We start from the raw sequence: 25,104 nt of genomic DNA, 5'->3' as shown, positions 1-25,104 counted from the left end.
GATGAATATCCTGACCTATCTGATCCCGATCTCGCTGCTTCTGGGCGGTGCTGGGTTGCTGGGCTTCATCTATACGGTGCGCTCTAACCAGTATGACGATCCCGAGGGCGACGCACGCCGCATCCTGAACGACGAGTGGGATGACAAGCCCAAACCCTGACATACCTGCGTGATGGGCCGCATGCAGCCCTTGAAATCACCGCAATGCCCGGCTATGTCCCGCCCATCCGCTAGCAGAGAGACGTGTGCCACATGGCTATCACCAACCCGATCCAGTTCATCCAGCAGGTCCGCGCCGAGGTTTCCAAGGTCGTCTGGCCGACCCGCCGCGAGGTGCTGCTGACCACGGTGATGGTGTTCATCATGGCCGCCCTGACGGCTGTTTTCTTTGCGCTGGTTGATCTTGGCATCCGCAGCGGGCTGCAGGCGATCCTGGGCGCGTTCAACTAAACCAGACCCGGTTTCTTCGCGATCCCTCTTGCGTATCGGGGGCGCTCGGAGTAGGTCAGCCTCGGCCTTCGGGACGGGCGTGCGGCGATTCGAGTTGCGCGCCGCTTTTTGTTCCGGCGGGCGCGGCTGTGCCGCATAAGAGATTTCAATGACAGATGCGGTTCGGCAGACGGGCGCATCGCAAACAGGACAAGGACGGCAAGTTCATGGCGAAACGGTGGTACTCGGTCAGCGTTCTCTCGAATTTCGAGAAGAAGATCGCAGAGCAGATCCGCACCTCGGTCGCTGAGCTTGGGCTTGAGGACGAGATCGACGAGGTTCTGGTGCCCACCGAAGAGGTGATCGAAGTGCGCCGGGGCAAGAAGGTCACGACCGAGCGCCGCTTCATGCCCGGTTACGTACTGGTGCATATGGAAATGTCCGATCAGGGCTATCACTTGGTCAACTCGATCAACCGCGTCACCGGATTCCTGGGCCCGCAAGGCCGCCCGATGCCGATGCGCGATGCCGAGGTGAACCAGATCCTGAACCGCGTACAGGAAGGCGAAGACGCGCCGCGCACCCTGATCACCTTCGAGATCGGCGAAAAGGTCAAGGTCAATGACGGCCCGTTCGAGGATTTCGACGGCATGGTCGAAGGCGTCGACGACGACAACCAGAAACTCAAGGTCACCGTCTCGATCTTTGGCCGCGAAACCCCGGTCGAGCTGGATTTCACGCAGGTGACCAAGCAGAGCTAAGAAGCGTCTCAGCAGTATTTGTAACGCCGCGATGCCACCTGCACGCGGCGTTTTTGCTTTTGTATGTCCGCTCAGTGAGTGCGGAGAGGACATTGGTTGAAAGCTACCTTGCTGCGGATGAATCAAGACTGCAGGCATAGCCCATCAAGTCTAAATCTTTGTAGCAAAACCTTATTTGAATTTCAGCGCGGGTTATTGGCAGACACCTCTCCGAGTGTTGCCGAGCTAAAGAAAAACCTGACACAAGTCCGGAAAACGGTCCAGTATGGCAAGCAGAGTATCCGCTGAGTTTAGTGTTTAAGTCGGCGGTCCAGATTACCTCGTCACCCAGCTTTGAATAGTTTTGGAGACCCAAATGAAAAAGATTTCGAACTCGACCTATGAAAAAGAGCTCGCGCGGCTTCAAATCGAGCTGGTGAAGCTCCAAGAATGGGTCAAACATACTGGCCATCGGGTCGCAATAGTCTTCGAGGGACGCGACGCCGCTGGCAAGGGTGGAACCATCAAGCGTATCACCGAGGCGATGAACCCCCGAATTTGCCAGGTCGTTGCGCTTCCAGCACCTACGGAGCGGGAAAAGGCGCAATGGTATTTTCAAAGATATGTCGCCCACCTGCCTACAGCAGGCGAGATCATCATTTTCGACCGCTCCTGGTACAATCGGGCTGGCGTCGAACGCGTGATGGGTTTTTGTACCGATGAAGAGTACAAAGAGTTTATGCGAAGCTGTCCGGAATTCGAACGAATGCTGGTCCGCGCAGGAATACAGCTGATCAAATATTGGTTCTCTGTCAGCGACGAAGAACAGGAACGCCGTTTCCAAAAACGCCTCACTGATCCAACAAAGCAGTGGAAGCTAAGCCCGATGGATTTGGAAAGCAGGAAACGCTGGGTGGATTACTCGAAAGCAAAAGACGACATGTTCTCTCATACGGACATCAAGCAAGCGCCTTGGTATGTGGTAAATTCCGATGTGAAGAAACATGCCCGTTTGAACTGCATCAGCCACCTCTTGTCACTTATCCCCTATGAAGAGATCGAGCGCGCGCCAGTAATACTTGAAGAGCGCCCGGCGCAACGCGGATACGTCAGACCACCTATGGACGATCAGACCTTTGTGCCGGAAGTTCACGCGACGTTGCTTTAAGATTTCCGAATTGCCCCACCCGTATTGGCCCCTCGAGCAATCCGAGACCCTCACGATGCGGGGCGGGATGGACCCAAAGCGATCGCTTCGGGCAACGGGGTCGGCCACTTGCCAACCTCTCATTTCCGCTGTACATGCCGCCTCTATCGCCTTCGGGCGAGATTCTCTCGTGGGAGATTATAGGGATCGCGGTCCCGGATCGGACCACGCAACATAATCTAGGCGAAACGCGTTTCGCCTAAGTTGAAAGGAAATCCAAATGGCCAAGAAGCTTGCTGGTACAATGAAACTGCAGGTTCCTGCAGGTCAAGCGAACCCCTCTCCGCCGGTTGGTCCGGCGCTGGGTCAGCGCGGCATCAACATCATGGAATTCTGCAAGGCGTTCAACGCCAAGACCGCAGATCTGGAGCCCGGCGCGCCGTGCCCGACCGTGATCACCTATTATCAGGACAAGTCCTTCACCATGGACATCAAGACGCCGCCCGCGTCTTACTACCTGAAGAAGGCTGCCAAGCTGAAATCGGGTGCCAACAACCCCAGCCGCGAGATCGTCGGTTCCGTGACCTCCAAGCAGGTGCGCGAGATCGCCGAAGCGAAGATGAAAGATCTGAACGCCAACGACATCGAAGGCGCAATGCAGATCATCCTGGGCTCTGCCCGCTCCATGGGCATCGAGGTGAAGTAAGATGGCAAAGCTCGGAAAACGCACCCGCGCCGCGCGCGAAGCTGTGGCTGGCAAGGACAACCTGTCGGTCGAAGAAGCTGTTGCCCTGGTCAAGGCCAACGCAACCTCGAAATTCGACGAAACCGTCGAGATCGCTCTGAACCTTGGTGTTGATACGCGCCACGCGGACCAGATGGTGCGCGGCGTTGTCGGCCTGCCCAACGGCACCGGCAAAGCGATGCGCGTTGCTGTCTTCGCACGTGGCCCCAAAGCCGAAGAGGCACAGGCCGCAGGCGCGGATATCGTTGGCGCCGAGGACCTGATGGAAACCATCCAGGGCGGCACCATTGAATTTGACCGCTGCATCGCCACCCCGGATATGATGCCGATCGTCGGCCGTCTGGGTAAGGTTCTGGGCCCCCGCAACCTGATGCCGAACCCCAAGGTCGGCACCGTGACCATGGACGTGAAAGCGGCCGTGGAAGCAGCCAAGGGCGGTGAGGTTCAGTTCAAGGCGGAAAAAGGCGGCGTCGTACATGCCGGTGTTGGCAAAGCATCCTTCGACGAAGGCAAGCTGGTCGAAAACGTCCGCGCCTTCATCTCGGCTGTTGCCAAGGCCAAGCCAGCGGGCGCCAAAGGCACCTACATGAAGAAAATCGCGCTGAGCTCGACCATGGGCCCCGGCGTGACCCTCGACGTGGCCAGCGCCTCGGGCGAGTAAGCCGAAGGCCATAAAGTCAAAGATATGATCCCCGGAGTGTCACGAGCGCTCCGGGGATTTTTTATGCACGGCAACGGCGGTATCAGCCCGCCGAGACGGGTACGGTCAGGGCCAAGCGCAAGCGGCGGCGCAAGTGCTGCGATCTTTGGGCCTCGAACTCTGTCGGCTGATAGCCATCCCCGGACACTTCCAGCCAATCCTTCAGCAGTCTTGCCCGGATGCAGAAGTCCAGAACATCCATGTCGATCGGGTGGCGGTAGCGGCGAAAGAACATGTCCTTGTTCACCTGGAGGATACCGCTGCGGTCCAGTTCCTGCCCGCTTACGTCGCGAAACACATCCGCCTTCAGGAAATCGACGATGTCGTAGACTGCTGGTTTCTCGATCACCTCGGTGAAGTCCAGCCCGATCATAGCCCCTTGCCCGAGGATCAGGTTCAAGCCGTGAAAATCGCCATGCGAAAAGACGCGCAGAACGGGTTTGCCACGCAGCCGCCCTGCATCGGCGCGCATGATGTTCATCATCGCTTGAGTGTCATCGGCAATATCGGGACCGGCAGCCCTGATCGATTCCCGGATGCCTTCCATCATCCATTGCGGCCAGAACGGCATTTGTGTGGGGTCCTGAAATCCGTGCAGGTCATGCAGCCAGGACCCGGCCCGGCGATAGACCTGTGCGACCTTGCTGTCATCGGGAGAGTTGTAGATCAGATCAACCGCCGTCGGTCGGTCGATGAACTCCGTAACGAAAAAGGCATTTCCCGGCGCGTAGTAGACCGGGCGTACGACTTGGGTGCTTTCGTTGGCCTGAAAATATGCGGACAACTCCCGCAAGACACCAAACTCGGCTTTCAGCCGCCCGGTGGCGGGGGATTCGGTATCGATCTTCAGCGCATAGGCCTCGCCCCCGTCATCCACTCGCAGGACCAGACGTGTCTGGGGAAAATTGCTTGAGCGATAGATGCAGTCGAAACTGGGGGTCGCCCCGTCAAGGCAGACCCGCGCGAACTCATCCACATAGGCCGAAGCAAGATGCGTTTCTTGTTGGGACAGGGTCGGCATTTCTGATCCGTGCTGCAAGCCGTGGAGGGGAGACCGCGGGCTGTGCCGCTGCCGCCGGGGCAAATGGACAGGAGGCTCGGCGTGATGTCAATCTTGGCTGGAGGGATGAAAGTGGCTCAATATCGGCCTATTGGCTTTTCGGCCCGGACGAAGCGATGCAGGGTGGGGAGAGACACGCAACGCAGGCGACCAATCGGAGGACATCATGAGCAAAGACACCCATCTGGAAGAGGTGCGATCCTTCTACGACAGTCATCCGATCAGCTTGCCGCAAATCCTGGAAAAACTGGACAGGGACGGGGTCGATCTGCGGACCCTCACCGAGGATACGCTTCAAGCCTACGATCAGGACCATTATTCCGGCGTGGCGGCAAATGACGCTCTGGCGGAATTGGCGGATCTTGCCGAAAGTGATCACGTTCTGGATATTTGCTGCGGGTTGGGTGGGCCGGCGCGGTATATTGCGCGTCACTATGGCTGTCGCGTGACGGGGGTGGATTTGACGGGGAGCCGGATCGAGGGGGCTGCAGAACTGACCCGGATGACAGGGCAGGCGGACCGCGTAACCTTTCTTTGCGCTGACGCGATGAGCATGCCCTTGCCAGATGATGGATTCGATGTGGCCATTAGTCAGGAGGCATTCTGCCATATCCCGGACAAGGACAAATTGCTGCAGGAAACGGCACGGCTCATGAAACCAGGTGGGCGACTGGCCTTCACCGATATCGTGGGCACCGACGCGATCTCGGATGCAACGCGCCAGCGGTTGGAAAGGGAACTGGCCTTGGCCGGGCTCTGCACGATCCCCGAATACTGTCAGCGGCTCGAAAGGGCGGGTTTTGCGGTGCAGAAGGCCATTGATCTGGGCGAGACGTGGCGTGAGATTCTGATCGAGCGTCTGGCGATGTATCGCAGTCTGAAGGACCAGACGGTTGAACGTTTCGGCCAGGCTCATTTCGACAATTGGGACAGCGCCTATGCGTTCTTTGTCGATCAGTACAGAACCGGAGATCTGAGCGGCGTGCGGCTGCTGGCCACCCGACTCTGAAATATCCCCTCTGTCAGGGTTACCCGGCGATCTGCCGCTCTGCTGGGTTCGTGCGCAGGCAGGTCATTTTTTTGGGGGTGATCTGTGCGATGTCGAGATATCTGTAAGGTGGGGCCCGAGGGTAGCACATCCAGTCAGGGCCAGGATGTCAGTTTGTCGATGACGTGGTCCGGTAAAGTGCTGCAGCGGAAGTTGCGAGAAGAATGTCTGAAGTAACTTGCAAGACCTGCGTCTAATGCGATTGAAAAGCAGGCAGATCCGTCACTTTACCCCTTGGAAACCCCGCCGCTCTGTCCTAAATAGGGCCGCGGAATAAAGCGTGCGATTCGTCGTGCGCTTTATTTTGTTTCGTCCAAGACGGTGGGTGGCCCTGCGAGGGGTCTTAATTTCCTGCCTGAGACGGGTAAAGACCAATGAGATCGAGGGCTAGACCTTCGGGCGAATTTTGGCTCAACCCCGTAACAACGGACCTGAACGCCGGGGCTTTGGCCGCGGCAAATATGAGCCGGGATGTCTGACATCCCTAACTTGGAGAGAACTGTGGATAGAGCCCAGAAAGAGAAAGTGGTCGAGGAACTCGGCCAGATCTTTGAAAGCTCTGGCGTCGTGGTGGTTTCTCACTACGTCGGTCTGACAGTTGCTGAAATGCAGGATCTGCGCGCGCGTGCACGCGAAGCGGGTGGATCTGTGCGTGTTGCCAAGAACAGGCTCGCCAAAATCGCCCTTGAGGGTAAGCCGTGTGAAAGCATCGCTGACCTGCTGACGGGGATGACCGTTCTGACCTATTCCGAGGACCCCGTGGCAGCAGCCAAGGTGGCCGAGGACTTCGCCAAGGAGAACAAGAAGTTCGCAATCCTTGGCGGTGCAATGGGCGAGAACGCTCTGGACCGTGCCGGCGTCGAAGCCGTGTCGAAAATGCCGTCGCGCGAGGAGCTTATTGCTACCATCGCGGGCATGATCGGCGCACCTGCTTCGAACATCGCTGGCGCAATTGGCGCACCTGCAAGCAACATCGCAAGCATCCTTTCGACCATCGAAGAGAAGGCGGAAGCTGCGTAAGCGGTTGGCACTGAATGACCGGCGTGGGGTGCACACCCTGACGTTGGAACACACACTGTAAAACGGAAAGAGCTGATACAATGGCTGATCTGAAGAAACTGGCAGAAGAGATCGTTGGTCTGACCCTGCTGGAAGCACAAGAACTGAAAACCATCCTCAAGGACGAGTACGGCATCGAGCCCGCAGCTGGCGGCGCCGTTGTCATGGCTGGCCCTGCTGACGCCGGTGGCGCAGCCGAGGAAGAGAAGACCGAATTCGACGTCGTTCTGAAGAACGCCGGCGCTTCGAAAATCAACGTGATCAAAGAAGTCCGCGCGCTGACCGGTCTTGGCCTGAAAGAAGCCAAGGAACTGGTCGAAGCCGGTGGCAAGATCAAAGAAGGCGTTGCAAAAGACGAAGCCGAAGAAGTCAAAGGCAAGCTGGAAGCAGCTGGCGCCGAAGTCGAGCTGGCCTAAGTCAGGCGACTGGCGCATTCATTGCGCCACAAAATTTGGCTGGGCCCGGAGAAATCCGGGTCCAGCCGAACCTGTCTTAGAAAGGGCTTTGCCCGCAAAAGCGTTTTCTAAGGCAGGGTTTTCGGATCGGGAGGCCGCCACTCGGGACGGTGGCCATGAATTGATCTGGACCTGCTGTCTCGTAGGGGCAAGCTACCGGGGCCCGACGGTAGTCTTGACCGCTGAGAACCTGAAAGGTGACATCTGACATGGCTCAAACGTTCCTTGGCCAGAAACGTCTTCGTAAATATTACGGCAAAATCCGCGAAGTTCTGGATATGCCGAACCTCATTGAGGTGCAGAAATCTTCCTATGATCTTTTCCTGCGCTCCGGCGATGCCGACCTGCCGCTTGACGGCGAAGGCATCAAGGGTGTGTTTCAGTCGGTCTTCCCGATCAAGGATTTCAACGAAACCTCCGTGCTGGAGTTCGTGAAATACGACCTGGAAAAGCCGAAATACGATGTCGAAGAGTGCATGCAGCGCGACATGACCTATAGCGCGCCGCTGAAGGTCACTCTGCGCCTGATCGTGTTTGATGTCGACGAGGACACCGGCGCCAAATCGGTCAAGGACATCAAGGAACAGGATGTTTTCATGGGCGACATGCCCCTGATGACCCCGAACGGCACCTTCATCGTGAACGGCACCGAACGGGTGATTGTCAGCCAGATGCACCGCTCGCCCGGTGTGTTCTTTGACCACGACAAGGGCAAGACCCATTCCTCGGGCAAACTGCTGTTTGCCTGCCGCATCATCCCGTATCGCGGCAGCTGGCTGGATTTCGAATTCGACGCCAAGGATATCGTGTTCGCCCGTATCGACCGTCGCCGCAAACTACCGGTGACGACCCTGCTCTATGCGTTGGGTCTGGATCAGGAAGGCATCATGGATGCCTATTACAACACCGTGCCCTTCAAGCTGGAGAAGAAGAAAGGTTGGGTCACCCCGTTCTTCCCCGAGCGTGTGCGCGGCACTCGTCCGACCTATGATCTAGTCGATGCGAAATCCGGCGAAGTGATTGCCGAAGCGGGCAAGAAAGTCACCCCCCGCGCGGTCAAGAAGCTGATCGAAGAGGGCGCGGTCACCGATCTGCTGGTGCCGTTTGACCACATCGTCGGCAAGTTTGTCGCCAAGGACATCATCAACGAAGAAACCGGTGCGATCTATGTCGAGGCCGGTGATGAGCTGACGCTCGAATATGACAAGGACGGCGAGCTGATCGGCGGTACCGTCAAGGATCTGATCGACGCCGACATCACCGACATTCCGGTTCTGGACATCGATAACGTCAATGTCGGCCCCTACATGCGTAACACCATGGCGGCGGACAAGAACATGGGGCGCGACACTGCGCTCATGGATATCTACCGTGTGATGCGTCCGGGCGAGCCGCCCACCGTTGAGGCCGCCTCGGCGCTGTTCGATACGCTGTTCTTCGACAGCGAGCGCTATGATCTGTCCGCCGTTGGCCGGGTCAAGATGAACATGCGTCTGGCGCTGGATGCCGAAGACACGCAACGCACCTTGCGCAAGGAAGACATCGTCGCCTGTATCAAAGCGCTGGTCGAACTGCGTGACGGCAAGGGCGACGTGGACGATATCGACCACCTCGGCAACCGCCGTGTGCGTTCGGTCGGCGAACTGATGGAAAACCAGTACCGCGTCGGCCTGCTGCGCATGGAACGTGCGATCAAGGAACGCATGTCCAGCGTCGAGATCGACACCGTCATGCCGCAGGATCTGATCAATGCGAAACCGGCTGCGGCCGCGGTGCGCGAATTCTTCGGTTCCTCGCAGCTCAGCCAGTTCATGGACCAGACCAACCCGCTGTCCGAAGTCACCCACAAACGCCGCCTCTCGGCGCTTGGGCCGGGCGGCCTGACGCGGGAACGTGCAGGTTTTGAGGTGCGCGACGTGCACCCGACCCATTACGGTCGGATGTGTCCGATTGAAACGCCGGAAGGGCCAAACATCGGTCTGATCAACTCGCTGGCCACCTTTGCTCGCGTGAACAAGTACGGCTTCATCGAAACACCCTATCGCGTCGTGAACGAAGGCAAGGTGACCGACGAGGTTCACTATATGTCGGCGACAGAGGAAATGCGTCACACCGTGGCGCAGGCCAACGCGACGCTGGATGGTGAGGGCCGGTTCATCAACGAGATGGTCAACACCCGTCAGGCCGGTGACTATACGCTGGCGCCGGTTGACGCGGTTGACCTGATCGACGTCAGCCCGAAACAGCTGGTCTCGGTCGCGGCCTCGCTGATCCCGTTCCTCGAAAACGACGACGCCAACCGCGCTCTGATGGGCTCGAACATGCAGCGTCAGGCGGTTCCGCTTCTGCGGGCCGAGGCGCCGCTGGTCGGCACCGGGATCGAAGAGGTTGTGGCGCGTGACTCGGGTGCTGCGATCATGGCGAAACGCGCAGGCATCATCGACCAGGTCGATGCCCAGCGTATCGTGATCCGGGCGACGGAAGATCTGGAACTGGGCGATGCCGGTGTGGATATCTACCGCATGCGCAAGTTCCAGCGCTCGAACCAGAACACCTGCATCAACCAGCGTCCGCTGGTGAAGGTGGGTCAGACGGTTCAGAAGGGCGAAGTTCTGGCCGATGGCCCCTCCACCGATATGGGGGAACTGGCGCTCGGCAAGAACGTGGTCGTCGCCTTCATGCCGTGGAATGGCTACAACTACGAAGACTCGATCCTGATCAGCGAACGTATCGCGCGCGATGACGTCTTTACCTCGGTCCATATCGAGGAATTCGAGGTTGCCGCCCGTGACACCAAGCTGGGCCCGGAAGAGATCACTCGCGACATCCCGAATGTCGGTGAAGAAGCGCTGCGCAACCTTGATGAGGCTGGCATCGTTTACATCGGCGCGGATGTGGAGCCGGGCGATATTCTGGTCGGTAAGATCACTCCGAAGGGCGAAAGCCCAATGACCCCTGAAGAAAAGCTGCTGCGCGCCATCTTTGGTGAAAAAGCATCCGACGTGCGCGATACCTCGCTGCGCGTCAAGCCGGGCGACTTCGGGACCGTGGTCGAGGTGCGTGTCTTCAACCGCCACGGCGTCGAGAAAGACGAGCGTGCGCTGCAGATCGAGCGTGAGGAAGTCGAGCGTCTGGCCCGTGACCGGGACGACGAACTCGCCATCCTTGACCGCAACATCTATGCGCGTCTCAAGGGCATGATCCTGGGCAAGAAAGCCGTCAAGGGGCCGAAAGGCGTCAAGGCGGGGTCCGAGATCAACGAAGAGCTGCTGGATACCCTGACCCGTGGTCAGTGGTGGCAGCTGGCGCTGGAAGACGAGCAGGATGCACAGGTCGTCGAGGCTCTGAACGAGCAGTACGAAGTGCAAAAACGTGCTTTGGATGCCCGCTTCGAGGACAAGGTCGAAAAGGTCCGCCGTGGCGACGACCTGCCGCCGGGTGTGATGAAGATGGTCAAAGTCTTCATCGCCGTGAAGCGCAAGCTGCAGCCGGGCGACAAGATGGCCGGTCGTCACGGGAACAAGGGTGTGATTTCCAAGGTTGTTCCGATGGAAGACATGCCGTTCCTTGCCGATGGTACACCTGTCGACTTCTGTCTGAACCCGCTGGGTGTGCCGTCGCGTATGAACGTTGGTCAGATCCTTGAAACCCATATGGGTTGGGCCGCGCGCGGTCTGGGTCTGAACATCGACGACGCCCTGGGTGAATACCGCCGGTCCGGCGATCTGACCCCGGTGCGCGAAGCGATGAAGCTGGCCTATGGCGAGGATGTCTATGAAGAAGGCATCAGCGGCATGGAAGAGGATCGTCTGGTCGAAGCGGCGGGCAACGTGACCCGTGGTGTTCCGATCGCAACCCCGGTCTTCGACGGCGCCAAAGAGGCCGACGTCAACGACGCGCTGGTGCGCGCGGGCTTCTCGGAAAGCGGTCAGTCGGTTCTGTTCGACGGTCGGACCGGGGAGCAATTCGCGCGTCCGGTGACCGTGGGCATCAAATATCTGCTGAAACTGCACCACCTGGTGGATGACAAGATCCACGCGCGTTCGACCGGGCCCTACAGCCTCGTCACCCAGCAGCCGCTGGGCGGTAAGGCGCAGTTTGGTGGTCAGCGCTTTGGTGAGATGGAGGTCTGGGCCCTGGAAGCCTACGGCGCTGCCTACACCCTTCAGGAGATGCTCACCGTGAAATCGGATGACGTCGCCGGCCGGACCAAGGTCTACGAGTCGATCGTCAAGGGCGAGGACAACTTCGAGGCGGGCGTTCCCGAGAGCTTCAACGTTCTGGTGAAAGAAGTCCGCGGCCTCGGCCTGAACATGGAACTCCTGGATGCGGAGGAGACGGAATAAGGGCTTTGCAAAGCCCTTGGGAAGGCGTTTCGAAACGCCTTCCTCGTCCCACACATCCGCACGAATTTGAGGTAAACAAATGAACCAGGAACTGACCAACAACCCGTTCAACCCGCTGACCCCGCAAAAGGTCTTTGACGAGATCAAGGTCTCGCTGGCCTCGCCAGAGCGGATTCTCTCTTGGTCCTATGGTGAGATCAAGAAACCCGAAACCATCAACTACCGCACGTTCAAGCCCGAACGTGACGGACTGTTCTGCGCGCGTATCTTTGGCCCTATAAAAGACTACGAATGCCTCTGCGGCAAATATAAGCGCATGAAATATCGCGGCGTTGTCTGCGAAAAATGCGGTGTGGAAGTCACCCTGCAAAAGGTCCGCCGCGAGCGGATGGGCCATATCGAACTGGCCGCGCCCGTTGCGCATATCTGGTTCCTGAAATCGCTGCCCAGCCGCATCGGCCTGATGCTGGACATGACGCTGCGCGATCTGGAACGCGTGCTCTACTTTGAAAACTATGTCGTCATCGAGCCCGGTCTGACCGACCTGACCTATGGCCAGATGCTGACCGAAGAAGAGTTCATGGACGCCCAGGATGCCTATGGCATGGACGCGTTCACCGCCAATATCGGCGCCGAAGCCATTCGTGAGATGCTGGCCCAGATCGATCTGGAAGCCGAAGCCGAACAGCTGCGCGCTGATCTGGCCGAAGCCACCGGTGAGCTGAAGCCCAAGAAGATCATCAAGCGTCTGAAAGTGGTCGAAAGCTTCCTGGAATCCGGCAACCGCCCGGAGTGGATGGTTCTGACCGTGATCCCCGTGATCCCGCCGGAACTGCGCCCGCTGGTGCCGCTGGATGGTGGCCGTTTCGCGACGTCCGACCTGAACGATCTCTATCGCCGCGTGATCAACCGGAACAACCGTCTGAAGCGTCTGATCGAACTGCGCGCGCCTGACATCATCGTCCGCAACGAAAAACGGATGCTGCAAGAGTCGGTGGATGCTCTGTTCGACAACGGCCGTCGTGGCCGCGTGATCACCGGTGCCAACAAGCGTCCGCTGAAATCGCTCAGCGACATGCTGAAAGGCAAGCAGGGCCGCTTCCGTCAGAACCTTCTGGGTAAGCGCGTCGACTTCTCGGGCCGTTCGGTCATCGTGACCGGTCCGGAACTCAAGCTGCACCAGTGTGGTCTGCCCAAGAAGATGGCGCTGGAGCTGTTCAAGCCGTTCATCTATTCGCGCCTTGAAGCCAAGGGTCTGTCTTCGACCGTGAAACAGGCGAAGAAACTGGTCGAAAAAGAGCGCCCCGAAGTTTGGGATATCCTCGACGAGGTGATCCGCGAACACCCTGTCATGCTGAACCGTGCGCCGACGCTGCACCGTCTTGGCATCCAGGCGTTTGAACCGGTCCTGATCGAAGGCAAAGCCATCCAGCTGCACCCGCTGGTCTGTTCGGCCTTCAACGCCGACTTTGACGGCGACCAGATGGCTGTGCACGTCCCGCTGAGCCTTGAGGCCCAGCTGGAAGCCCGTGTTCTGATGATGTCGACGAACAACGTTCTGTCGCCTGCAAACGGTGCGCCGATCATCGTTCCCTCGCAGGATATGATCCTGGGTCTCTACTATGTGACCCTGGAACGCGAAGGCATGCCGGGTGAAGGCAAGGTGTTTGGCTCGATCGAGGAAGTTCAGCACGCGCTGGACGCGGGTGAAGTGCACCTGCACACCAAGATCACCGCGCGGATCACCCAGATCGACGAAAACGGTCTGGAGGTGCAGCAGCGCTTCGAAACCACACCGGGCCGTGTCCGTCTGGGCGCGCTGCTGCCGCTGAACGCGAAGGCACCGTTTGAACTGGTCAACCGTCTGCTGCGGAAGAAAGAAGTGCAGCAGGTCATCGACACCGTCTACCGCTATTGCGGTCAGAAGGAATCGGTCATTTTCTGCGACCAGATCATGACCATGGGCTTCCGCGAAGCGTTCAAGGCGGGCATTTCCTTCGGCAAGGACGACATGGTGATCCCCGATGACAAATGGGGCATCGTCGAAGACACCCGCAGCCATGTGAAGGATTTCGAACAGCAGTACATGGACGGCCTGATCACTCAGGGTGAAAAGTACAACAAGGTTGTCGATGCCTGGTCCAAGTGTAACGACCGCGTCACCGATGCTATGATGGGCACGATCTCGTCCTCGGCTCGGGACGAGAACGGGGCCGAACAGGAACCGAACTCGGTCTACATGATGGCCCACTCCGGTGCCCGTGGCTCGGTCACGCAGATGAAGCAGCTGGGCGGGATGCGCGGCCTGATGGCGAAGCCGAATGGCGACATCATCGAAACGCCGATCATCTCGAACTTCAAGGAAGGTCTGACCGTTCTTGAATACTTCAACTCGACCCACGGCGCGCGGAAAGGTCTGTCCGATACCGCGCTTAAGACGGCGAACTCGGGCTACCTGACCCGCCGTCTGGTGGACGTGGCGCAGGATTGCATCGTGCGGGCGCATGATTGCGGCACCGATCGTGCCATCACGGCTGAGGCTGCGGTGAACGATGGTGAGGTTGTGTCCTCGCTCGCGGATCGCATTCTGGGCCGTGTGGCTGCCGATGACATCCTCAAGCCCGGTACCACCGATGTGCTGGTCGCTGCAGGCCAGTTGATCGACGAACGCATGGCGGATTCGGTTGATGAGGCTGGCGTTGTCAGCGCGCGTATCCGCTCGCCGTTGACCTGTGAGGCCGAGGAAGGCGTCTGCGCCATGTGCTATGGCCGTGACCTTGCACGCGGCACCATGGTCAATACCGGTGAGGCCGTCGGCATCATCGCGGCACAGTCGATCGGTGAACCCGGCACCCAGTTGACGATGCGGACATTCCACATCGGCGGCGTCGCCCAGGGTGGTCAGCAATCCTTCCAGGAGGCCGGTCAGGACGGTGTAATCGTCTTTGAAAACGCTCAGATTCTGGCGAACTCGGCAGGTGAGAACCTGGTGATGGGCCGGAACATGAAGCTGATCATCAATGACGAGCATGGTGAAGAGCGTGCCAGCTTCAAGCTGGGCTATGGCTCCAAGCTATTCGTCAAGGATGGCGACAAGATCGCGCGTGGCGACAAGCTGTTCGAATGGGACCCCTATACCCTGCCGATCATTGCAGAGAAGTCAGGTACCGTGAAATATGTCGATCTGGTTTCGGGCATCGCTGTCCGTGACGAGACCGACGATGCGACCGGCATGACCCAGAAGATCGTGATCGACTGGCGCGCAGCGCCGAAAGGCAACGATCTTAAGCCAGAGATCATTCTGGTGGGCGAAGATGGCGAGCCGGTGCGCAACGATCAGGGACATCCGGTGCATTACCCGATGTCGGTCGATGCGATCCTGTCGATCGAAGACGGTCAGCAGATCGAAGCCGGTGACGTTGTCGCGCGTATTCCGCGCGAAGGTGCCAAGACCAAGGACATCACCGGCGGTCTGCCGCGTGTGGCCGAACTGTTCGAGGCCCGTCGTCCCAAGGATCACGCAATCATCGCCGAGGCAGATGGTTACGTGCGCTTTGGCCGCGACTACAAGAACAAGCGTCGCATCAGCATCGAACCGGCAGACGAGTCGATGGATGCCGTCGAATACATGGTGCCCAAGGGCAAGCACATCCCGGTGCAGGAAGGCGACTTCGTGCAGAAGGGTGACTATATCATGGACGGCAACCCCGCTCCGCATGACATCCTGTCCATCATGGGTGTCGAGGCGCTGGCAGACTACATGATCGACGAAGTTCAGGACGTCTATCGCCTGCAGGGTGTGAAGATCAACGACAAGCACATCGAGGTCATCGTGCGCCAGATGCTGCAGAAGTGGGAGATCCAGGAATCTGGCGACACTACGCTGCTCAAGGGCGAACATGTGGACAAGCAGGAGTTTGACGCGGCCTGTGAAAAGGCGATCGCCAAGGGCGGCCGTCCGGCACAGGGTGAGCCGATCCTGCTGGGCATCACCAAGGCCTCGCTGCAGACCCGCTCCTTCATCTCGGCGGCCTCCTTCCAGGAGACCACCCGCGTGCTCACCGAGGCTTCGGTTCAGGGCAAGAAGGACAAGCTTGTTGGTCTGAAAGAAAACGTCATCGTGGGCCGACTGATCCCTGCCGGGACCGGTGGTGCCACCCAGCGCGTGCGCCGCGTGGCGCAGGACCGCGACAATGTCGTGATCGAAGCGCGTCGGGAAGAGGCCGAAGCCGCCGCAGCCTTGGCCGCGCCGGTGATGGAGGACGACTTCATCAGCGACGATTTCGACACGCTGGTCGATACACCGGAAAGCCGCGAATAAGACGAGCGCTTCCGATGGATAGGGGGCTCCGCTGCAAGGCGGGGCCCTTTTCTTTTGTCATATCTGATGAGGCGGCGGGATGCGCGCTTGATTTTCGCACTCCGGCCCGGTTGCATCCTTGGGATGACGCCTGGAAAGCCGAAGCGGAGGACTCATGCGCAACTTCTTTGCACGCCTGAAAGACCGAACGATCTGGAGTTGGGCAGGGCTGGCCGTGACCTGGCGCGAGGAATATTCGTTCCGCAGTTGGGTCTGGGCCAATCTCATATCGGCGGCCCTGGCACTCTGGCTGCCGCTGAGCGCCGGAGAACGCGCGCTGATCGTGGCGCTTGGCCTGCTGGTTCTGGCGGCCGAGCTATTCAACACCGCCATCGAGCGGGCGGTGGATTTCACCTCGACCAAGCACCACGAGTTGGCCGGTCAGGCCAAGGACGCCGCCAGCGCCGCCGTCGCCCTGACCGCGCTTGCGGCCGGGGTCGCTTGGCTGGTGGTGATCCTGGGGCTGATCTGAGGCGCAGACGGAGTTTCCTGAGACTGCGCCAGATCTTCGGCCAGCACCGCGCGGGTGCCGCGCACCCGGTGACTGGCGCTTTGGACCTCATGCGTGTTGGGCAGGATCTTTGAGTTCGTCATGGCTACCGTTTGGACCTACAATTCGTCATTTTAAACGTGGAGCAGGGAGCGCTGGGCTGTAAGTTTGAAGTGTGGGGTGACGAGTAGAACGGGTGATTTCACCAGTCATTTTGCATCATCGAAAAAGATAGATGCGAGCAGCCATCCTACGCTTGCTGAGTGGTAGCTCATCGACCTAACTTACACTTCTAGATTTGAATGTTCGAGAAGGCAGTTTATGACGGATTCCGCTAACTTCATACATAAAGGCGACGATTTTGTTGTAACGAAGAGTCTGTTCCTATTTTTGAAAGACTACTATCGCGTAGTAGATCACTTCTTTTTTCAAATGAACCTCGCGATGTATGCGGACAAGGTTTTTGAAACATCGACCAAGGCCCTAATTAAGAGCTCAATGGATGAGCAGGATACGGCTGAACTAAAAAGTAAGCTGGAAGAAGGTCAGCGTAGATCCTTTTCGAAACTCGAAGAGTTCGGCGGTTTGAATAGTCGAAACATAACGAATAATATCGTAGATGCTTTTTTATGGTATCTGTCTTCAATTATTCAAGACTGTGCCAGTCGGCGCCCCGAAATTATTACTTCAAGCCAGACGGTAAAAGTAGCGGAAGTTCTTCAGTTTAGGAGGAACAGGGATCTTGTATCTTATCTGGTGGATAAGAAAATAAACCAATTGGCATACGGCGGTATGGATTCAATTGCGGAATATATTAGCAGCACTCTCGGATGCGAGCTATTTGACGATAAGGATGTGAAATCCAGTGTTAGATATTTCATCGAAGTAAGAAATATAAATTCACACAACAGAGGCTTCGCAAGCAGAATTTTCTTAGACCGAACACAAAAGCTCGGATTCGAAGTTCAGAAAGAGGGGAAAAGGGTGCATCTTGATTATGACGAGTTGACAGAATTAAGTGAAGCTGTTGTGGAAACAGCGACACGGCTTGACGTACAGCTTTCAAAAAAATTCAAAATAAAGCGGTCGAAATTTTCGACCTGGAACGCAGACAGAGCGAAGTGATTCACCTTTTCCTCCGCTTCACATTCCCACCCCGCTGCCCCGGCCTGCCAGCCGTTGACCGCCCCCGCGATTTCACCGCGTCTTCCGAGGCCTTCTCGACCGCCCATTGACGCGCCATGGGGTCGTCGGCGACGGCGAGATCGACTGCTTCTAGACGTTTGATCTCATCCCGGATGTTGGCGGCCTCTTCGAATTCCAGGTTCTCGGCGGCCTTGCGCATCTGGTCGCGCAACCCGTCCAGATGGGCCTCCAAATTCGCGCCATGCATCGGTTTGTCTATCTTGGCCGTGACGCGGTTCATGTCCACGTCGCCCTGATAGAGACCGGCGAGAATATCATCGACATTCTTCTGCACCGTCTCGGGCGTGATACCGTGTTCCGCGTTATAGGCGATCTGCTTGGCGCGGCGACGGTTGGTTTCGCCAAGCGCGCGTTCCATGCTGCCGGTGATCTTGTCGGCATACATGATCACCCGGCCATCGGCGTTGCGCGCTGCGCGGCCGATGGTCTGGATCAGCGAGGTTTCCGAGCGCAGGAAGCCCTCTTTATCCGCGTCCAGAATGGCCACCAGCCCGCATTCGGGGATGTCGAGGCCTTCGCGCAGCAGGTTGATGCCGATCAGCACGTCGAAGGCCCCCAACCGCAAATCGCGCAGGATTTCGATGCGTTCCAGCGTGTCGATATCCGAGTGCATGTAGCGGACCTTGATGCCCTGTTCGTGCAGGTATTCGGTCAGGTCCTCGGCCATGCGTTTGGTCAGCGTGGTGACCAGCGTGCGATAGCCATCGGCGGCCACTTTGCGAACCTCGTCCAGCAGATCATCCACCTGCATCTCGACGGGCCGGATTTCGACCTCGGGGTCCAACAGGCCGGTCGGGCGGATCACCTGCTCGGTGAAGACACCGCCGGATTGTTCGATCTCCCACCCGGCGGGCGTCGCCGAGACAAAGACCGATTGCGGGCGCATGGCGTCCCATTCCTCGAACTTGAGGGGGCGGTTGTCCATGCAGGACGGCAGGCGGAACCCGTGTTCGGCCAGGGTGAACTTGCGCCGATAGTCGCCCCGGTACATGCCGCCGATCTGGGGCACGCTGACATGGCTTTCATCGGCGAAAACGATGGCGTGGTCGGGGATGAATTCAAACAGCGTCGGGGGCGGCTCGCCCGGCGCGCGGCCGGTGAGGTAGCGCGAATAGTTCTCGATCCCGTTGCAGACGCCGGTGGCCTCGAGCATTTCCAGGTCGAAATTGGTGCGTTGTTCCAGACGTTGCGCTTCCAGCAGCTTGCCTTCGCCCACCAATTGGTCCAGCCGGATGCGGAGTTCCTTTTTGATCTCGATGATCGCCTGCTGCATCGTCGGTTTCGGCGTGACATAATGGGAATTGGCATAGATGCGGACCTGCTCCATCGTGTCGGTTTTCTCGCCGGTGAGCGGGTCGAACTCGGTCAGGGTTTCCAGTTCCTCGCCGAAAAAGCTGAGTTTCCAGGCGCGGTCCTCCAGGTGGGCGGGCCAGATTTCCAGGCTGTCGCCGCGCACCCGGAACGAGCCGCGCTGAAAGGCCTGATCATTGCGGCGGTATTGCTGGGCCACCAGATCGGCCATCACCTGTCGCTGGTCATATTCCTTGCCGACTTTCAGATCCTGCGTCATCGCCCCGTAGGTTTCGACCGACCCGATCCCGTAGATGCACGAGACGGACGCCACGATGATCACATCGTCGCGTTCCAGAAGCGCCCGCGTGGCCGAGTGGCGCATACGGTCGATCTGCTCGTTGATCTGGGATTCCTTTTCTATGTAGGTGTCAGAGCGCGGGACATAGGCTTCGGGCTGGTAATAGTCGTAAAAGCTGACGAAATACTCGACCGAGTTGTCGGGAAAAAAACCCTTGAACTCGCCGTATAACTGCGCCGCCAACGTCTTGTTGGGCGCCAGAATGATGGCCGGGCGCTGGGTTTCCTCGATCACCTTGGCCATGGTGAAGGTCTTGCCGGTACCGGTGGCGCCCAGCAGCACCTGGTTCCGCTCGCCTTCGCCGACCCCCTGGGTCAGCTCCGCGATCGCCGTGGGCTGATCACCGGCAGGGGAAAACTCGGTCTGCATAACGAAACGCCGCCCGCCTTCCAGCTTGGGGCGGGCGCGGACGTCTTCTGTGACAAGCTGGGATCGGTCGGTACTGGCATAAGGCATGGGCTAACTCCGAGTCAGACCCCTAGATTTGTTCTTATTTTGTCCACTTGCAAGGGGGAGGCGTATAGAACCCGCTTGCATCTGGATTTGCTGCCGAGCCGATTGCATATTTGGCTTGGACGCAGAAAGTTGCAACTTGTCCGCAAGGTCGCGCTAGCGCATAACGGTCCGGGACGAATTGATCGACGGAGACGGCAATGCGCGCACGCATCTACCAACCTGCGAGAAACGCAATGACATCGGGGATGGCAAAGACCCGGAAATGGGTGCTGGAATACGCCCCTGCGTCAGAGCGCGAGATCGATCCGCTGATGGGCTGGACCTCGTCCGCCGATACGCAAAGCCAGGTGCACCTGCAGTTTGACAGCAAGCAAGAGGCGCTGGATTACGCCAAGGCGCACGGGATCGACGCGCAAGTGACAGAGCCTCATACACGTAAGCCCAATATCCGTCCCATGGGCTATGGCGAGAATTTCGCAACCAGCCGGCGCACCCCCTGGACCCACTGAGATGGGCGCTGATCTGGTGATCGCCCGCGATGACGTGTGCGCGGCAGATGTGCGCGACCTGCTGCTGCGCCATTTTGCGCTGATGCGCGACAGCTCGCCCGAAGAAAGCTGCCACGTCATGGAGCCCGACGCGCTGCTGGAGGCAGATGTCACTCTGATCAGCGCGCGGCAGGCGGGCACGGTTCTGGGCATCGGGGCGCTGAACGAAATCGCGCCCGGCCATGGCGAGCTGAAATCCATGCACACCGCTGCCGAGGCGCGCGGGCGCGGCATTGCCCGCGCCATCCTGCAGGCATTGATTACCGAAGCGCAGAACCGCGCATTACATCAGTTGAGCCTTGAGACCGGGTCTGACCCGATCTTTGCCCCCGCCCGCGCGCTTTATGCCGCGCATGGGTTCCGCGAATGCCCGCCTTTTGGTGATTACCGGCCCGACCCGCTCAGCACCTTTATGACCCGGTCGCTGGAGGCGTCCTCGAATCTGACCGGATGAGACCTTGCTCCGCGAAGATGCGATGTTGCCTGCAAGCAGTGTCATGGCCTGCGATCAAACCATCTGAAGATAACGGCACTGACACCTCGCGCTAGACGCTCAACGTATCAACCATACAGGTTGACCTTCGCCACCAGGGCCGCCCGAACCCGGCGTTCAACTCACCAGCAGGCGCAACCCCTGGGTCACATCAGAACGTACAGCCAAGCGCAGCCCCGGCTCATCACCCGCCTTCAGCGCCGCAATGATCAGGCGGTGATAATGCGGCGGATCGGTCCGGCGCAGACGGCCATAAAGCGCCCGCATGGTCGGCCCAAGTTGCAACCAGACCGTTTCGGCCATAGCCAGCATGGCAGGGGCCTGTGCCCGCAGATAAAGCGTGCGGTGAAATTCCAGATTGGCGCGGATATAGCCCACCGCATCGCGTTTGCTGACCATCTCGGCAACAGAACCGTTGATGGAAACCAGCCGGTCAATCAGTGCGATATGGGCGCGTGGCAGGGCGCGGCTTGCCAGTTCCACCTCAAGCAGCGCGCGCAGCGCGGCCAGTTCCTCGATCCGATCGTTGCTGAGCTCCGGGGTCGAGACGCGACCCGAATTGGACAGGAACAGCGCACCCTCAGCCACCAGCCGCCGCACCGCCTCACGCGCAGGCGTCATCGACACATCATATTCTTTGCCGATCCCGCGCAGCGTCAGCGCCGCACCCGGTGCAATCTCACCATGCATGATGCGGGTCCGCAGGCTGCGGTAGATGCGGTCATGGGCAACCGCGGCATGATCGGGTGCGCGTTGTGTCAGCATGCACCCATGTGATCACATCCGCGGAGGAGGTCAACCTTCGTCCCTCTCAAACCGGAACCGGTGCAGCGCACCCCCCTGTTCGCGCAGCCATCGGCGCGGCGCTTCGTAAGGGCCGTGGATGCGGTCGACTTGCGCCCAGAACCGCGCCGAATGGTTCATCTCGGCCAGATGTGCCACCTCATGCGCCGCCACATAGCGCAGCACCGCAGATGGCGCGAGGATCAGGCGCCAGGAGTACATCAGCGCACCTCCCGAAGAACACGACCCCCAACGCGACCGTGTGTCCCTGAGTGTGATCCGGGCATACCCGCGCCCCAACGCCTGCGCATAATGATCGGAGGCCGCCACCAGCCTGTCGCGGGCCAGTTCCTTGAGATAGCGCTGCAGCCGCCGCGCCTCAGCCCCCGAAGGCACCGCGATCTCATCCGGGCGCAGCACCACCCGCCGCCCCGGTGCCGCAACGATGGTGCGCAAAACGCCCTCGATCGGTATCTGCGCGCCCGGTGCCAGCAGAACCTGATCGGGCCGCGCGCTGATGTGATCACGAATCCACCCTTCCTTGGAGCGGGCAAAATCCAGTGCCTCGCGTTCAGGCACACCTTTGGGCAGGGTCAGGGTGACGCGCCCGTCCAACTGCGAAATCCGCAGGCTGATCCGCCGCGCCCGCGCCGATCGACGCAGAAGCAGCGGCACCGGCGGCGCGCCGGGAAGGTGATGATCGGCCATGTTTGCGCCCCTTGCCCTCAAAGGCTTTGACAGTCCCTACAGCATATGGCAGGTGACCGGAATCGTCATACGACTCACGTGATATCAAGGGGATTTTCTATGCCCAAGGAAGAATGGGGCGTAAAGCGCGTTTGCCCAACCACCGGCAAACGGTTTTATGACCTGAACAAGGACCCGATCGTCAGCCCTTATACGGGTGAGGTCGTGGAATTCGACACCGGCAAGAGCCGGATGATCGCCGCCGACGCCGAGGATGCGGCCTCGGTCAAGGCCAAGCAGAATGCCGACGGCGACGACGCCGTTCTGGAAGATGACGACACTGTCGACATCGAACTGGAAGACGATCTGCTGGATGATGACGAGGAAGAGGACAACGTCCCCCTCGAAGAGATTGCCGACGTCGCTTCCGAAGACGACGATTCCTGACCCGTCACCGCCGCGCCCGGTTGCACGGCGATGGCCAAAAAATGCTGACCCCGACGATTTTGCACTTGCGCTCGGGGCCAGCCTTTCATAAACGTCCGCCACCGTTTGATCGGTACAGGATCGGGGCCTTAGCTCAGTTGGGAGAGCGCTTGCATGGCATGCAAGAGGTCAGGGGTTCGACTCCCCTAGGCTCCACCATCCCGCACTTTGGGGTTGAAAATTCCGCTAACACCTTGAAAGGAAGGGATGTTTTGGCGGTTCGATAGCCTTCATTCCGGTTGTAGCGCAGAGGCTCTGCAAAGGCCAGTTTCAGCACTGTGCGCTTGAGGGACAAGCCACTTTTCATGTAAAGATTCCAAGGACTTGCCAGAAAATCCATCACGGGTTCGATAAATGTGTTCTGGTGCCCTTGCGGTGGCACGATTTGCGCCGCCTGATCGTCCAATCTGATCTTCTGGCGTTCCAGTTTTTCGATCTTGGCTTCATAGGCTTTGACCACGGAGGCGTTGCTGGCTTCAACGATACGCTCCAGAAACGTCTCAATCTGGCGTTCTATTTCCGCCACTTCCGCCTCCAGCGTTTCCTTGGCGCTGCGAGCCTCCAAGAGGCGCATATCCCATACATCCTTGAACATGACCCGGGCCAGCGCAAAAATCTGCTTGGCGGGTTGCAGAGTGCGCAGCAACGCCTCTGCCCCATCTTCGATCTTGGCGCGTGGGATTGAACGGCGCTTGGAAGCGCAATCCGGCGTATCGCATAGATAATACGGGTAGTGCTTGTTGCGCCCTTTGGACCAGCAGGACGTCAGAGGCTCGCCGCAGTCGTCACACAGCACAAAGCCACGTAGCGGGAAATCCTCACTGATATCCTTACGCGCAGGCGCATAGACGGCCCCATTCAGGATTTCCTGAATGCGTTCATGCGTTTCAAAACTGATCAACGGCTCATGATGCCCCTTGCGCAGGGACACGCCCCAATGCGGCGCAGAGACGTAGCCCGCATAGATCGGCTTCATGAGAATGTCTTTGACCTTGGTGGGATGCACATAGCCGCTTGCCCCGCTCTTCGGGAAGTCCGGCTGGGACTCCAGAAAGCGTTTCACTTCGGCTTGCGACCCGAAATGACCGGAAGCGTAGCCTTCCAAAGCTTCGGCCAGGATTGAGGCCATCGGCTCATCGCGCACCAGCAGCTTGCCGTGCGTCTTGTCCTTGGCATAGCGATAGCCCACAGGCGGTGGAAAGACCCAATAGCCTTTCTCAATCCGTGCCGTCATTTTCTGAACCACCTGACGGCTGTTCTGTTCCCGCTCAAGCTGCCCTTGCGCCGCGAACATGGTTTCCACGAAACGGCCTTCGGGCGAGTTTTCAAATTTGAAATTCAGGCATTCGACGCTCGCGCCGCGCGCATCAAACTGCTCACGCAAATCCCAATGGAAGCGCGTATCACGGGCGAAGCGTTTGAGATCGTCGAAGATGACCACATAGTTCTGATCCTGATTGACATCGAGATAGGCCAGAAGCGCTCGCATGGCGGGCCGTTTCAGGAAATCCCCGCCGCCCGTAAAATCGTCCGTGAAGACCATCTCTACCGATAACCCGCGCTCTTCGGCATACTGACGGCAGCGGTGTTCCTGGCTTTCCAGACCGTGACCATCGGTTTTTTGCTTCTTGTCCGAGACGCGGCAATAAATCAGCGCGATCTTCGCCTTGTCGGGTTTCAAATGCCGTTTTGTTGTCATCTTTCCTGCCTTTCGTTGTCGACCCGGAGCGTTATTCTCGCTCCGGTGCCGTGTTGAACGTGCCTTTCAGCGCAGTGTCGCTGGATTTTACCACATCCGAATCCGGCTTATCGGCTGGATCAAGCTCTTTTTCGGGTTGTCCACAGGCTTGTTGAACCGGATGGACACCAAAACCGAGTTCGACAAAGGCGACGATGATGGTCCACAGCGCCTCAATGATCTCCTCCCGCTGCGTATCACTGAACGACTACCGACTGACGTCGGTAGGATCGGCGATGTGGTTTTCGAGGTATTGCGGCTTTGTTGCACAAATCTGGGTTTGAGGGCACTTCCCCCTTCCCCGGACGGAGTTATCCTTCGGGCATTGTGAGAGGTATGCCAAGAGCGGTGTAGCGGTTGAGCACCGCGATCCGGATCTGGAGCTCAGCGACTTGCCGATCGAAGTCGCGGGCCATGAGGTGTTGGCCAAGGAGTTTGACGCAGTGCATTTTTGTTTCTGCACGGCTTCGGCGGTGA

Annotated in this window: 21 protein-coding genes, 1 tRNA gene and 2 pseudogenes; 18 read left to right on the top strand and 6 right to left on the bottom strand. The window is 58.7% G+C overall.

What is annotated here, in order from left to right; all coding sequences use genetic code 11:
- The first annotated feature begins 1 nt into the window (after nucleotide 1).
- From ccoS to rplA, 6 genes are all read left to right on the top strand, one after another.
- Nucleotides 2–160 (top strand): cbb3-type cytochrome oxidase assembly protein CcoS, encoded by a 159-nt coding sequence (ccoS, locus tag AB1E34_RS16015; protein ID WP_306201106.1) that lies wholly within the window; start codon nucleotides 2–4, stop codon nucleotides 158–160.
- 92 nt (nucleotides 161–252) lie between these two features.
- Nucleotides 253–450: a preprotein translocase subunit SecE gene (gene secE, locus AB1E34_RS16010; protein WP_306201108.1), complete on the top strand. Its 198-nt coding sequence runs from the start codon at nucleotides 253–255 to the stop codon at nucleotides 448–450.
- A gap of 206 nt (nucleotides 451–656) precedes the next feature.
- Nucleotides 657–1,190: a transcription termination/antitermination protein NusG gene (nusG, locus tag AB1E34_RS16005; RefSeq protein ID WP_372573436.1), complete on the top strand. Its 534-nt coding sequence runs from the start codon at nucleotides 657–659 to the stop codon at nucleotides 1,188–1,190.
- Between the two features lie 355 nt (nucleotides 1,191–1,545).
- Nucleotides 1,546–2,337, top strand: coding sequence for a polyphosphate kinase 2 (gene ppk2, locus AB1E34_RS16000; protein WP_372573342.1), 792 nt, complete (start codon nucleotides 1,546–1,548; stop codon nucleotides 2,335–2,337).
- A gap of 259 nt (nucleotides 2,338–2,596) precedes the next feature.
- The gene (gene rplK, locus AB1E34_RS15995) at nucleotides 2,597–3,022 is read left to right on the top strand and encodes a 50S ribosomal protein L11 (protein WP_372573341.1); all 426 of its coding nucleotides are present in this window, start codon (nucleotides 2,597–2,599) and stop codon (nucleotides 3,020–3,022) included.
- Between the two features lies 1 nt (nucleotide 3,023).
- The gene (gene rplA / locus AB1E34_RS15990) at nucleotides 3,024–3,722 is read left to right on the top strand and encodes a 50S ribosomal protein L1 (RefSeq protein ID WP_372573340.1); all 699 of its coding nucleotides are present in this window, start codon (nucleotides 3,024–3,026) and stop codon (nucleotides 3,720–3,722) included.
- Between the two features lie 82 nt (nucleotides 3,723–3,804).
- On the opposite strand, the gene AB1E34_RS15985 is transcribed toward rplA, so the two are convergent.
- Complete coding sequence (locus AB1E34_RS15985) at nucleotides 3,805–4,782, bottom strand: phosphotransferase (RefSeq protein ID WP_372573339.1); 978 nt, start codon at nucleotides 4,780–4,782, stop codon at nucleotides 3,805–3,807.
- Between the two features lie 205 nt (nucleotides 4,783–4,987).
- Between AB1E34_RS15985 and AB1E34_RS15980 the strand changes: the two genes are divergently transcribed.
- The 7 genes from AB1E34_RS15980 (at nucleotide 4,988) to AB1E34_RS15950 (ending at nucleotide 17,704) form a co-directional block, all read left to right on the top strand.
- Nucleotides 4,988–5,830, top strand: a complete 843-nt coding sequence (locus AB1E34_RS15980) for a class I SAM-dependent methyltransferase (RefSeq protein WP_372573338.1) — start codon at nucleotides 4,988–4,990, stop codon at nucleotides 5,828–5,830.
- 540 nt (nucleotides 5,831–6,370) lie between these two features.
- On the top strand, nucleotides 6,371–6,889 hold the full coding sequence (rplJ, locus tag AB1E34_RS15975; protein ID WP_306201124.1) for a 50S ribosomal protein L10: 519 nt from the start codon (nucleotides 6,371–6,373) through the stop codon (nucleotides 6,887–6,889).
- An 80-nt stretch (nucleotides 6,890–6,969) separates the two neighbouring features.
- Complete coding sequence (gene rplL / locus AB1E34_RS15970; protein WP_372573337.1) at nucleotides 6,970–7,344, top strand: 50S ribosomal protein L7/L12; 375 nt, start codon at nucleotides 6,970–6,972, stop codon at nucleotides 7,342–7,344.
- A 248-nt stretch (nucleotides 7,345–7,592) separates the two neighbouring features.
- On the top strand, nucleotides 7,593–11,729 hold the full coding sequence (rpoB, locus tag AB1E34_RS15965; RefSeq protein ID WP_372573336.1) for a DNA-directed RNA polymerase subunit beta: 4,137 nt from the start codon (nucleotides 7,593–7,595) through the stop codon (nucleotides 11,727–11,729).
- Nucleotides 11,730–11,808: 79 nt separating this feature from the next.
- Nucleotides 11,809–16,050, top strand: a complete 4,242-nt coding sequence (gene rpoC / locus AB1E34_RS15960) for a DNA-directed RNA polymerase subunit beta' (protein WP_372573335.1) — start codon at nucleotides 11,809–11,811, stop codon at nucleotides 16,048–16,050.
- 154 nt (nucleotides 16,051–16,204) lie between these two features.
- Nucleotides 16,205–16,561, top strand: a complete 357-nt coding sequence (locus AB1E34_RS15955) for a diacylglycerol kinase (protein WP_372573334.1) — start codon at nucleotides 16,205–16,207, stop codon at nucleotides 16,559–16,561.
- Nucleotides 16,562–16,900: 339 nt separating this feature from the next.
- On the top strand, nucleotides 16,901–17,704 hold the full coding sequence (locus AB1E34_RS15950; protein ID WP_372573333.1) for a hypothetical protein: 804 nt from the start codon (nucleotides 16,901–16,903) through the stop codon (nucleotides 17,702–17,704).
- Nucleotide 17,705: 1 nt separating this feature from the next.
- Here the strand turns inward: AB1E34_RS15950 and uvrB are convergent, their stop codons facing one another.
- The gene (uvrB, locus tag AB1E34_RS15945) at nucleotides 17,706–19,892 is read right to left on the bottom strand and encodes an excinuclease ABC subunit UvrB (protein ID WP_372573332.1); all 2,187 of its coding nucleotides are present in this window, start codon (nucleotides 19,890–19,892) and stop codon (nucleotides 17,706–17,708) included.
- 197 nt (nucleotides 19,893–20,089) lie between these two features.
- Here uvrB and AB1E34_RS15940 point away from each other — a divergent pair, with 197 nt between their 5' ends.
- Nucleotides 20,090–20,401: an ETC complex I subunit gene (locus AB1E34_RS15940; protein WP_372573331.1), complete on the top strand. Its 312-nt coding sequence runs from the start codon at nucleotides 20,090–20,092 to the stop codon at nucleotides 20,399–20,401.
- A 1-nt stretch (nucleotide 20,402) separates the two neighbouring features.
- Nucleotides 20,403–20,894 carry a GNAT family N-acetyltransferase gene (locus AB1E34_RS15935; protein WP_372573330.1) on the top strand — a complete coding sequence of 164 codons (492 nt, stop codon included), beginning with the start codon at nucleotides 20,403–20,405 and terminating at the stop codon, nucleotides 20,892–20,894.
- A 156-nt stretch (nucleotides 20,895–21,050) separates the two neighbouring features.
- Here AB1E34_RS15935 and AB1E34_RS15930 read toward each other — a convergent pair whose 3' ends face one another.
- Nucleotides 21,051–21,698, bottom strand: coding sequence for a GntR family transcriptional regulator (locus AB1E34_RS15930; protein ID WP_372573329.1), 648 nt, complete (start codon nucleotides 21,696–21,698; stop codon nucleotides 21,051–21,053).
- 30 nt (nucleotides 21,699–21,728) lie between these two features.
- On the bottom strand, nucleotides 21,729–22,424 hold the full coding sequence (locus AB1E34_RS15925; RefSeq protein ID WP_372573328.1) for a M48 family metallopeptidase: 696 nt from the start codon (nucleotides 22,422–22,424) through the stop codon (nucleotides 21,729–21,731).
- Between the two features lie 99 nt (nucleotides 22,425–22,523).
- Between AB1E34_RS15925 and AB1E34_RS15920 the strand changes: the two genes are divergently transcribed.
- From AB1E34_RS15920 to AB1E34_RS15910, 3 genes are all read left to right on the top strand, one after another.
- On the top strand, nucleotides 22,524–22,850 hold the full coding sequence (locus tag AB1E34_RS15920) for a TIGR02300 family protein (RefSeq protein WP_372573327.1): 327 nt from the start codon (nucleotides 22,524–22,526) through the stop codon (nucleotides 22,848–22,850).
- A 122-nt stretch (nucleotides 22,851–22,972) separates the two neighbouring features.
- Nucleotides 22,973–23,048: transfer RNA gene (locus tag AB1E34_RS15915), tRNA-Ala, on the top strand.
- A 226-nt stretch (nucleotides 23,049–23,274) separates the two neighbouring features.
- Nucleotides 23,275–23,574, top strand: coding sequence for a hypothetical protein (locus tag AB1E34_RS15910; protein ID WP_372573326.1), 300 nt, complete (start codon nucleotides 23,275–23,277; stop codon nucleotides 23,572–23,574).
- A 33-nt stretch (nucleotides 23,575–23,607) separates the two neighbouring features.
- Here the strand turns inward: AB1E34_RS15910 and AB1E34_RS15905 are convergent.
- Nucleotides 23,608–24,588, bottom strand: a pseudogene (locus AB1E34_RS15905) (recombinase family protein); the annotation flags it as partial.
- Nucleotides 24,589–24,938: 350 nt separating this feature from the next.
- A pseudogene (locus tag AB1E34_RS15900) lies at nucleotides 24,939–25,104 on the bottom strand (IS5/IS1182 family transposase); the annotation flags it as partial.

The sequence above is a fragment of the Ruegeria jejuensis genome, assembly GCF_041537905.1.
GTDB lineage: Bacteria > Pseudomonadota > Alphaproteobacteria > Rhodobacterales > Rhodobacteraceae > Ruegeria_C.
This window is presented reverse-complemented; position numbering and strand designations above follow the sequence as displayed.